The 9,908-nt window shown below is 71.4% G+C and carries 10 protein-coding genes; 5 read left to right on the top strand and 5 right to left on the bottom strand.

From position 1 onward, the window contains the following. Nucleotides 1-158 precede the first annotated feature (158 nt). On the bottom strand, nucleotides 159-2,114 hold the full coding sequence (locus ADL15_RS43960) for a chorismate-binding protein (RefSeq protein WP_067705366.1): 1,956 nt from the start codon (nucleotides 2,112-2,114) through the stop codon (nucleotides 159-161). A gap of 445 nt (nucleotides 2,115-2,559) precedes the next feature. Next, nucleotides 2,560-2,793 carry a hypothetical protein gene (locus tag ADL15_RS43955; RefSeq protein ID WP_067705364.1) on the bottom strand — a complete coding sequence of 78 codons (234 nt, stop codon included), beginning with the start codon at nucleotides 2,791-2,793 and terminating at the stop codon, nucleotides 2,560-2,562. Between the two features lie 199 nt (nucleotides 2,794-2,992). Here ADL15_RS43955 and ADL15_RS43950 point away from each other — a divergent pair, with 199 nt between their 5' ends. After that, entirely contained in the window at nucleotides 2,993-3,367 is a 375-nt protein-coding gene (locus ADL15_RS43950) for a response regulator transcription factor (protein ID WP_067705362.1), read from the top strand. Nucleotides 3,368-3,418: 51 nt separating this feature from the next. On the opposite strand, the gene ADL15_RS43945 is transcribed toward ADL15_RS43950, so the two are convergent. The 3 genes from ADL15_RS43945 to ADL15_RS43935 form a co-directional block, all read right to left on the bottom strand. Next, on the bottom strand, nucleotides 3,419-4,381 hold the full coding sequence (locus tag ADL15_RS43945) for a permease prefix domain 1-containing protein (protein WP_067705360.1): 963 nt from the start codon (nucleotides 4,379-4,381) through the stop codon (nucleotides 3,419-3,421). After that, nucleotides 4,378-4,731 carry a PadR family transcriptional regulator gene (locus ADL15_RS43940; protein ID WP_067705358.1) on the bottom strand — a complete coding sequence of 118 codons (354 nt, stop codon included), beginning with the start codon at nucleotides 4,729-4,731 and terminating at the stop codon, nucleotides 4,378-4,380. Before ADL15_RS43940 ends, ADL15_RS43945 begins: the two co-directional genes overlap by 4 nt. Before the next feature lie 94 nt (nucleotides 4,732-4,825). Further along, on the bottom strand, nucleotides 4,826-7,021 hold the full coding sequence (locus ADL15_RS43935; RefSeq protein WP_067705356.1) for a glycoside hydrolase family 3 C-terminal domain-containing protein: 2,196 nt from the start codon (nucleotides 7,019-7,021) through the stop codon (nucleotides 4,826-4,828). A 100-nt stretch (nucleotides 7,022-7,121) separates the two neighbouring features. Here ADL15_RS43935 and ADL15_RS43930 point away from each other — a divergent pair, with 100 nt between their 5' ends. The 4 genes from ADL15_RS43930 to ADL15_RS43915 all read left to right on the top strand — a co-directional run bounded on the left by ADL15_RS43930 (nucleotide 7,122) and on the right by ADL15_RS43915 (nucleotide 9,769). After that, on the top strand, nucleotides 7,122-7,712 hold the full coding sequence (locus tag ADL15_RS43930; protein ID WP_067705354.1) for a TetR/AcrR family transcriptional regulator: 591 nt from the start codon (nucleotides 7,122-7,124) through the stop codon (nucleotides 7,710-7,712). A 42-nt stretch (nucleotides 7,713-7,754) separates the two neighbouring features. Next, a complete protein-coding gene (locus tag ADL15_RS43925) occupies nucleotides 7,755-8,144 on the top strand; it encodes a YccF domain-containing protein (RefSeq protein ID WP_198171271.1) in 390 nt (129 codons plus the stop codon). Nucleotides 8,145-8,196: 52 nt separating this feature from the next. Further along, a complete protein-coding gene (locus ADL15_RS43920) occupies nucleotides 8,197-8,466 on the top strand; it encodes a GlsB/YeaQ/YmgE family stress response membrane protein (protein ID WP_067705352.1) in 270 nt (89 codons plus the stop codon). Nucleotides 8,467-8,545: 79 nt separating this feature from the next. Next, complete coding sequence (locus ADL15_RS43915) at nucleotides 8,546-9,769, top strand: NYN domain-containing protein (RefSeq protein ID WP_067705350.1); 1,224 nt, start codon at nucleotides 8,546-8,548, stop codon at nucleotides 9,767-9,769. The last annotated feature ends 139 nt before the right edge of the window (nucleotides 9,770-9,908 follow it).

Here is a 9,908-nt window from a genome sequence, read left to right as displayed (position 1 = left end):
GGTGCGCCTCGGGGCAGCGGCGGGTGCGTCCATGGGGCGGCGCCCGTGGGAACGGCAGCCGCTCGGGGCCCGGCTGGTTGTTCACCCAGGGTGGCGGGGAGTGGGTCGGTGGCCCAAGGTGAGGCTCTCGATCGCCTTGGACCACCGACGTGTAATCGCTACCCGTTCGGGAGCGGGCTAATCACTTCGGCGAGGAGTGTGGGGAGAAGTTCACGAAGAACGTCGATGCCGTCGCGGCTCAGGACCGACTCGGGGTGGAACTGGACGCCGGCGAAGAACGGGCCGCGTAGTGCGTGGACGGTGCGGTCCGCGGGGTCGCAGGCGATCTCCACGGGACCGTAGGCGGAGTCGATCAAGGCGGCCGGAGAGAGAGCCGCGCCCGGGGAGAGAGCCGCGGTCGGGGAGAGAGCTGCGGCGGGGGAGAGGGCGGCGAAGCTGGAGTAGAAGCCGACCCGGCGGACCGTGCCGAACAGGTCGACGTCGCGGGCCAGCCCCTGGTAGGGGGAGTCCCGGCGGATCAGGGACAGCCCTAGGTGCTGGGCCAGCATCTGCTGTCCCAGGCAGACCGCGAAGAGCGGGCGCCCGGACGCGAGCCGGGCCGCGACCACACCGCGCATCGTGACCATCTTCGGGTCGTCCGGATCCGCCGGGTCCCCCGGCCCCGGCCCGACCACCAGCAGATCCGCCGCCAAGGCCGCGCCGGCCACATCGGCACCAGACGAGGCCGCGCCAGACGGGGTTGCACCAGACGAGGTTGCGCCGGGCGAGGGTGCGGCGGGTGAGGCCACACCGGTGAGGGTGGACCAGGGCTGGACGGAGACGGTGAGGCCGAGGGCTTTCAGCTGGTGGGCGAGCATGGCGGTGAACGTGTCCTCGCCGTCGACGATCACGGCGGTGCGGCCGGTCAGGGACGGGACCGCGAGGGCGCCCTCCTCCCGGGAATCCAGCCAGAAGCGGGCCAGGTCGACGTTGCGGGCGGCCAGCGAGGCCAGCTCTCGTTCACCCGCGGCCGGCGGGGCGGTCACCCGCGCCGGGATGGTGGACGCGCCCAGGGCGGCCAGGATGCCGGCCGCCTTCGTGTGGGTCTCGGCCACCTCGCCCGCCGCCGTGGAGTGCCGGACCAGGGTGGCGCCGACCGGGACCCGCAGCGTGCCGTCGGGGGTGATCTCCGCGGTGCGGATCAGGATCGGGGCGTCCAGGGACTGCTCCCCGGTGTCGGAGACCGAGAGCAGGGCCAGCACCCCGGCGTAGTACCGGCGGCCGCGCTTCTCGTGCCGGGCGATCACCCGGCAGGCGTTCTCGATCGGACTGCCGGTGACGGTCGGCGCGAACATGGTCTCCCGCAGCACCTCGCGGACGTCCAGCGACCCGCGCCCGGCCAGCAGGTACTCGGTGTGGGTGAGGTGCGCCATCTGCTTCAGGTACGGCCCGGCCACCTGGCCGCCGTGTTCCGCGACGGTGGCCATCATCTTCAGTTCCTCGTCGAGGACCATGTAGAGCTCCTCGACCTCCTTGGGGTCCTCCAAGAAGTCGATCAGCGGGCCGGAGCCGTGCCGGAACGTGCCGCTGATCGGGTTCATCATCACGATGCCGTCGTTGACGCTGACGTGCCGTTCCGGGGTGGCGCCGACGAGCGTCCGGGTGCCGGTGTGCACCAGGAACGTCCAGTAGGTGCCCTGCTCGTTCGCGAGCAGCCGGCCGAACGCCGCGCGGGCCGCCGCCACCGGGTCACCCTCGACGGACGCCTCGAACACCCGGTGGATGACGAAGTTGGCGCCCTCGCCGTGGCCGATCTCGTCGCGGAGCACGTCCTCGACGATCCGGCCGTACTCGTCGTCGCCGAGGTCGAAGCGGCCGCCGGAGACCCGCAGGTCACCGGCGGGGAAGTCGCTCAGCGGCTGGGTGGTGACCGACGAGACCAGCAGGCATTCCAGTGGCGCGCCGTCGTCGACGCAGTCGAAGCCGCGTTCGGTGATCTGCCGGTAGGGGATCGTGGCCAGCACCGGGCGGCCGGGTTCGAGCGGGATGTCGGCGAGCGTGTCCACGGTGATCACGTCGCCGGTGAGCACCTCGACATGGTCGGCGCCGTCGCGGTGCAGGAGGGCGAAGGGCATGGTTCCTCGTTCCGGTCGGGCGGACGCCCCTGCCGAAGCCGGACCATGCAGAACGGCCGCCTCGACAGAGGCGGCCGCGTGATGTTTACGCGCGGGGAGTGTGGCCGCCGGTCAGGCGGGCCACCACATGCTCAATCGCGCGGTCATGCCGGGAGCGTAACGGCGCGGGCCGGGGCGGGGCCAGCGCGGCGCGCGCCTTTCCCGCGATGAGAGACGACGGGTTTTCCTCCGTGCCCACCCACGGACGTCGCCCCGGAGGGCTTCGCGTTCTGGCCGCGCCAGCGGCCTGCGAAGCCCGCAGGGGTCCCGGCGGGAGCGACGATCTGTACCCCGGCGGACGCACGACATCATGATTTTGATCTTCCGGCCGAGCGGCGCCGAGACGGCCGAGCGGCGCCGAGACGGCCGAGCGGCGCAGAAACGGCCGAGCGGCGCCGAGAACGCCTCAGGCGGCGAACGCGGAGCGGACCGCGGTCCGGGCCCAGCGCATCCGGCCGGGCGCGCAGTCCGGGTGCTCGCCGAACTCCTGAGCCACCAGCTCCGCGCAGCCGTCCTCGCCGAGCCGGTCCACCGTCGCGGTGACGGCCGCGCGGATCAACTCGGGGGTCGGTCGCTGGGAACGCTGCAGGTCCGAGACGAAGAGCGCCTCGGTGCGGATGTCGTAGATCAGTGCAGTCATGCGATTCCTCTCGGTGCGGTCCGTGCGGTGTCCGGCAATCAGGAGACCGCTGCGGGGATGCAGACCGGTCGCACCACGGTTGCGGCTGGGTTGCGAGGTTCGCCGGGGCTGTCGGCTCGGCATTCCGGGACTGCCCGCCAAAGGGGTAAATAACCGGATATGGTCATTCAGGTAGTGATGCTGATCGAGGGGAGCTGCCGTGACCACGGTCCTGGTGGCCGACGACGACGCCGACATTCGTGACCTGGTGGCGTTCAAGCTGGAGCAGGCCGGACTCGAGGTGCTCACGGTCGGCGACGGGCAGGCCGCGGTGGAGATGGCCCGGTCGCACCATCCGACCCTCGCCGTGCTGGACGTCTCGATGCCGCTGCTGTCCGGCATCGAGGTGTGCCGGATGCTGCGGGCCGACCCGTCCACCGCCGGCATGCTGATCATCATGCTCACCGCCCGGGTGCAGGAGCAGGACGTCGAGGGCGGGTTCAGTGCCGGCGCGGACGACTACGTGACGAAGCCGTTCAGCCCGCGTGAGCTGGTGTCCCGGATTCAGGCACTGCTCACACGGGCTCGGGCCTAGCGGAACACGGGCTGGGGCTCAGCGGAACACGGGCTCGGGCTCAGCGGAACGCTAGAGGCCGGTTCCGGGCACCTGCGTGGGCAGGCCGCGGCGCTCCTGCACGGCCCGCTTCGTGGTCTCGAAGATGTCCCACAGCCCGCCGAGCACCACCACCGCGATCACCGTGGTGGTCAACCAGGTCTTCACGTCGCCACCCTCCAGCTCGAGGAAGCCGTGGAACGCCGGGTTGAAGAACCTGTCGGTGGCGAGCAGCCAGACCATCGGCGCGGTGGTGGCCACGGTCAGTGCCGCGTTGACCGCCGCGACCGTCATGGTCCACCTGCCGACCCGGTGCAGCCAGACGTGGTAGAGACCGCGGAGCACGAACAGCGCGATCAGCACCGGCCACCAGAACGCCCAGTTCGCCGGGTCGAGCACTGGCACGTCGGTGAACGTGAACTGCTGCAGCACCAGCGCCGTGATCAGCAGCGCCACCCAGACCAGGCCGCTGATCAGCTGGGGTGTGGTGGCCCGCCCGGGCTCATATCTCGGCAGGTCCTTGAGCGTCCAGTCCCGCTTCAGGTCGGTGCTGCCGACGCCGGTGCGCTCGACGACGGCGAAGCTCAGCGTGGTCCAGAACGCCATGTGCGCGCCGACCGTGATCAGCGAGGAGACGGCGGTGCCGATCACCGTGCCGATGCTCGGGTCGTCGAACAGCTGGATGACGACGATCACCGCGATGACGACCGGCAGCGCCATCGTGAACAGGGTCTTCATCACGCTGCGCCAGATCGGGAACATCTCCGGCCCGATCAGGTAGCCGGGCCGTCCCGAGTAGCTGTCGGCGAGCCGGTCGGGATCGCCGAGCTCGGTCAGCGCGGCCTCGACGGCGGCCTCCCGGCTCTCGCCGGCGTCGAGACGGGACTCGACCGCATCCTCGATCGAGGCGCGCAGCTCCCGGTCGATGTCGGAGCGCTGCTGCTCGGGGATCCGGCGCAGCGCGGTGAACACGTAACGGTCGACGAGGTTGGTCATTCCGCACTCCCTGGGGTGGTCGCAACAGCGAGGTCGCCGATCGCGCGGTCGACCCGCGCCCATTCGCCGCGCAGGGTTTCGGCGAGGGATTCGCCCTGCTCGGTGGTCCGGTAGAACTTCCGAGGGCGGGCCTCGTCGGTGTTCCACTCACTGGTCAGCAGCCCCTGCGCCTCGAGCCGGCGCAGCAGCGGATAGAGCGTGTTGGCCTCCACCTCGAAGCCGGCCCGGCTCAGCGTCTCGAGCAGCGAATAGCCATAACCGGGCGATCGCAGGACGGTGAGGCTGGCGACGACGACGGTGCCGCGCCGCAGCTCCTGCAGATGTCCGGCTAGCGTCGCATCCATTGTCATGCTCAACACGATAGTGTGTGTCGCACACTATGGCAACCGGATACAGCAAAGTAGCCCGACACCATATGGCGCCGGGCTACTACATGCGGAGATCTCAGTCGTTGGCGGCCAGGACCAGCTTCTCCACCTCGGCGGCGGTGAACGGGCTGCCCGGGAACATCGCCATCCGGCTCAGCGGCAGGCTGCCCAGCATCATCAGCATGCTCGGGTCGGCGGTGAGCGCGGCCGTCGCGGAGCCGGCTGCCGAGGCGAACACCTCGCCCAGCAGCTCCGCCCCGCGCGGGTCGGCGAACCACTCGCCGACGCTGGACTCCGCGGTCAGCGGCACCCGGGCGTCGTCCCCGGTGACCCGCTGGGTGACGGTGGCCCGGATGTCCCGGGACGACGCGCCGACCTCGATCACGTAGTCGCCGTCCTCGACCACCCAGCGGTTCAGCCGGGTGTCCCAGTAGGCCAGGTCGGCGCGCTCGACGTGCAGGGTGACCTCGGCGGTGGCGCCGGCCGCGATCGGCACGTTGGCGAACGCCTTCAGCTCGCGGGGCGCCCGGCGGACCGCCGAGCCGGGCAGGCCGACGTAGACCTGGACCACCTCGCGGCCGTCCCGGTCACCGGTGTTGGTCACCGGCACCCGGATCTCGACGCCCGCCTCGCTCGCCGTCGCCTCGGCCGTCCCGTAGGCGAACGTGGTGTAGGACAGCCCGAACCCGAACGGGTACGACACCGCCTGCCCGCGCGCGTCGAAACCGCGGTAGCCGACGTGCACACCCTCGCCGTACCGGACGTGGCCGTGCTCACCCGGGAAGTCCAGGAACGACGGGTGGTCGGCGAGCGCCACCGGGATCGTCTCGGCCAGCCGCCCGGACGGGTTGACCCGCCCGAACAGCACGTCGGCGAGCGCGCTGCCGCCGGCCTGGCCGAGCAGCCAGCCCTCCACGATCGCCGGCACCCGGGCCTCCCACGGGCTGGTCAGCAGCACCGCGCCGTTGGAGAGCACCACGACGGTCCGCGGGTTGGCCGCGGACACCCGCTCGATCAGCGCCAGTTGCGCGGCCGGCAGGTCGAGCGAGTCCCGGTCGGCGCCCTCGGTCTCGTGCACGCTGCCGACGAAGACCAGGGCCACGTCACTGGCCGCCGCGGCCTCGGCCGCCTCGGCGAGCAGCGCCTCGTCGCCGGTGTCGCCGTCGGCGGAATATCCGGCGGCGAACCGCACCGTCGCGCTCGTCGAGTTGGTGATCTCGGTGAGCGCGTCGTCCAGCCGGGTCGGCGTGATCTGCGAGCTGCCGCCGCCCTGGTAGCGCGGCGTCCGCGCGAACTCGCCGAGCACCGCGAGACTCTGCCCGCCCAGCGGAAGCAGATCGCCGTCGTTCTTCAGGAGCACGATCGCCCTTCCGGCGATCTCCCGGGCCAGGGCGTGGTGCGCGGCCGCGTCATAGCTTCCGGATTCGCGCGTCCCGGCCTTCAGGACCAGATTGTGTACGCGCTGAGCCGCCGTCCCCAGCACCCCGCCGTCCAGTGTCCCCGCTGCGACGGCGTCCACGAGCGCCCGGTCACCGGCGGCGTCCGGCCCCGGCATGGTCAGGTCGAGCCCGGCCCGGACCGCGGCGACCCGGTCCACCACGGCGCCCCAGTCCGAGACGACCAGGCCCTCGAAGCCCCACTCGTCCCGGAGCACCTCGGTGAGCAGCCAGTGGTGCTCGCTGGCGTACGTGCCGTTGACCTTGTTGTAGGCGCACATCACCGTCCACGGCTGGGCGCGGGTGACCACCCGGTGGAAGGCCCGCAGATACATCTCCCGCAGCGGGCGCTCGTCGAGGTCGGCGCTCACCCGCATCCGGTCGGTCTCCTGGCTGTTCACCGCGAAGTGCTTGAGCGACGCGCCGACACCCTTGCTCTGCAGGCCGAGCACCCACTCGGTGGCCAGCACGCCGGTCAGGATCGGGTCCTCGGAGAAGTACTCGAAGTTGCGGCCGCCGAGCGGGCTGCGCTTGAGGTTGACACCCGGGCCGAGCAGCACCGCCACGTCCATCGCCCGGCACTCGTCGCCGAGCGCCTCGCCCATCCGGCGCAGCAGCTCGGGATCCCAGGTCGAGGCGCTGGCCACGGCCGGCGGGAAGCAGGTGGCCGGGACGCCGGCCAGCAGGTCTCCGCCGTCGGCCTGCATCCGCACCCCGTGCGGTCCGTCGGTCACGGTGATTGCCGGCAGGTCCGCGGACTCCACGGCGGTGGTGCGCCAGAAGTCGCTGCCGCTGGTGAGCGCGGCCTGGTCGGCGGTGCTGAGCTCGGGTTTCATCGGGCCGGACTCCCTTACTGAGTACCTACTAGGTATTAACTGCTAGGAAACATATCCACGCTCCGACCCGGGAGCAAGAGCCTGCTGATAGGAAGATGCCGTGAATCCCGCCCCACCCCGCCGCCGCGACCGGCCCCGCCTGCCCGCCGCCGTTCGCCGCCGGCAGATCCTCGACGTCACCACCCGGCTGATCGCCGAACGCGGCTTCTGGGGCCTGTCGATGCAGGACGTGGCGGACGACTGCGGGCTCACCGTGCCCGGTCTGCTGCACCACGTCGGCACCAAGGACAAGCTGCTGGTCGCCGTGCTGGAACACCGCGACGACCAGGACCACCAGTCCCTCGCCGAGGCGCTCGGCCGACCGGCCGGTGAGGTGCCGCTGCCGGAGATCTGCGACGCGCTGGTCCGGCGCAACGCCGCCCAGCCGGAGATCGTCCGGCTCTTCGCGGTGCTGGAGGCGGAGTCGCTGGCGCCCGGGCACCCGGCACACGACTACTTCGCCCGCCGTCAGCAGACCACCATCACGACGATGACCGGGCTGGCCCGGGCGTACGGCGTACCGGACCCGGAAACCCTGGCCCGGCAGGTCATGGCGCTGATGGACGGCCTGCAGATCCAGTGGCTCCGCGACCCCGGCGGGATCGACCTGGTCGCGACGTGGACCGCGGCCGCCGGCACCCTCTTCCGCTGATCGGGGGTCGGGGCGTTCCCCTACGGGTGGCAACCGAGGTTCATGCTGATCGGTGTGCGCTTCCTCCTCAATGTTCTCTGGTTCATCTTCGGCGGCGGGTTCTTCCTCGCGATCGGCTACGGTTTCGCGGCCCTGATCTGCTTCGCCCTGGTCGTCACGATCCCGTTCGGCGTGGCCGCCGGGCGTCTGGCGCTCTACTCGCTCTGGCCGTTCGGCCGTACCGTGGTCTCCGATCCCGGCATCGGGGTCGGCTCCGGCCTGGGGAACATCCTCTGGATGGTCCTCTTCGGCTGGTGGATCGCGCTCGGTCACCTGCTGGCCGGCATCGCCCAGTGCGTGACGATCATCGGCATCCCGTTCGGGATCGCGAACTTCAAGCTGGTCCCGGTGGCGTTCTGGCCGCTCGGCCGGACCGTCGTGGATCTGGACTGACCCGGGGGTCGAGGAGCACGGTAAGAGCCGCAACCCTTTCCGAGGAGCTGACATGGAGATCAACGGCATCTTCACCGGAATCGTCTTCGGCCTGATCATCGGGGCCCTGGGGCGCCTGGTCGTGCCCGGCAAGCAGAGCATTCCGATCTGGGTGACGCTGCTCGTCGGCGTCGTCGCGGGGATTCTCGGCACGTTCATCGCGGCGGCCTTCGGTGTCGACGACACCCCCGGCATCGACTGGATCGAGCTGGGCCTGCAGGTCGGTCTGGCCGCCGTCGGCGTGGCGGCGGTCTCCGGCGCGAGCAGCCGGCGCCGGCTGTAACGAGTGTTTCGAGGCCGGGCCGCGGCCCGGCCTCGGCGCTCACCGGCGCGGACGAGGCGGGCACGGTAGGTTTTCGGTCATGGCCCGCGTACGCGCTGCACTGTATCTGGACTTCGACAACGTGTTCAGCGGACTGATCAAGCAGGACCCGGATGTGGCGATCCAGTTCGCCAAGGACCCGGCCGCCTGGTTGGTCCGCTTGACCACGGCCCTGACCGTCGACGGCCCGCGCCGCTGGCTGATCCTCCGCTGCTACATGAACCCGGGCGGCTGGGTGCCCAACCCGGACCCGGACGCCTCCCCGCCCCGGCTGTACTACTCCCAGTTCCGGCCGTTCTTCGTGAACGCCGGCTTCGAGGTGATCGACTGCCCGCGGCTGACGCACACCAAGAACGCCGCGGACATCCGGATGGTGGTCGACGCGGTCGACACGCTCGCCGACCCGGTGCGGTACGAGGAGTTCGTCATCGCCTCCGGCGACTCGGACATGACCCCGCTGCTGGTCCGCCTGCGCCGCGCCGACCGCCGCACCACGATCGTCTCGCCGTCCGACGCGGCCGAGGCGTTCATCGCGGTCGCCGACCGCCTGATCACCAGCCAGGAGCTGCTCGAACTGGTCCAGGGCGAGCCGGTGGAGAGCGACGAGGAGCCGGCCCCCGCGGTCGACCCGGAGACCCCGGTCTCCTACGAGCAGTTCCGCGACCTGGTCGGCTGGCGTTACACCGCGGCGACCGGCCCGCTCAACCTGGCCTCGCTCGCCCACGACCTGCGCCGCCAGCTCGGTCCGAGCGTCGACGAGACGAGCTGGTTCGGCAACGGCGGGTTCGTCCGCGCGCTGGAGAGCCTCACCCTGCCGAACGCGAAGTTCTCCAACCACTTCGTCTGGGACGCGCTGCGCCACGAGCCGCCCGAGTCCGGCGCCGGTCCCGGGCCCGCGCCGGAACCGGTCGCCCGGCTGTCCGCCCTGCTCAGCCTGCCCCGGCTGCCCCGGGAGATGTGGCCGGCGGTCTACCAGTCGCTCGCCGACTACGCCGCCGTCCACCACTTCAACCTGACCGAGGCCACCCGCTGGGCCCGTGACCAGATGGCCGCGCAGGGCGTCGACGTGAGCCGCAGCGCGATCGCGTTCGTCACCCGGGGCACCGCGTTCGGCGGCGCGCCGCTGTACCGCCAGCCGCCGCCGCAGGCCACCGAGATCGCCTCGGCGTTCGCCGACAACGTGCTGAACCGGGCCGAGGCCGCCGCGATCGCCCTCAGCGACGACGAGATCGCCGAGGTCCGCAGCTGGCTGGGCGCCGCTTGACCCCCATCTGGTACGGATACCGGGCGCCCGCCCGCAGGCTACGAGCCGAGTCCCGCCCGTGAGGCGACGCGCGACCGTGCCCACTCCCGGCCGTCACGCGTCCCCCGACTCCGGCTGGTTTCCCGGGGTGTCTCCGCGC

Origin of the sequence: Actinoplanes awajinensis subsp. mycoplanecinus, from assembly GCF_001509495.1 — a bacterium.
GTDB lineage: Bacteria > Actinomycetota > Actinomycetes > Mycobacteriales > Micromonosporaceae > Actinoplanes > Actinoplanes palleronii.
Note: the sequence above shows the minus strand (reverse complement) of the source record. Positions and strands in the feature narration are given on the sequence as shown.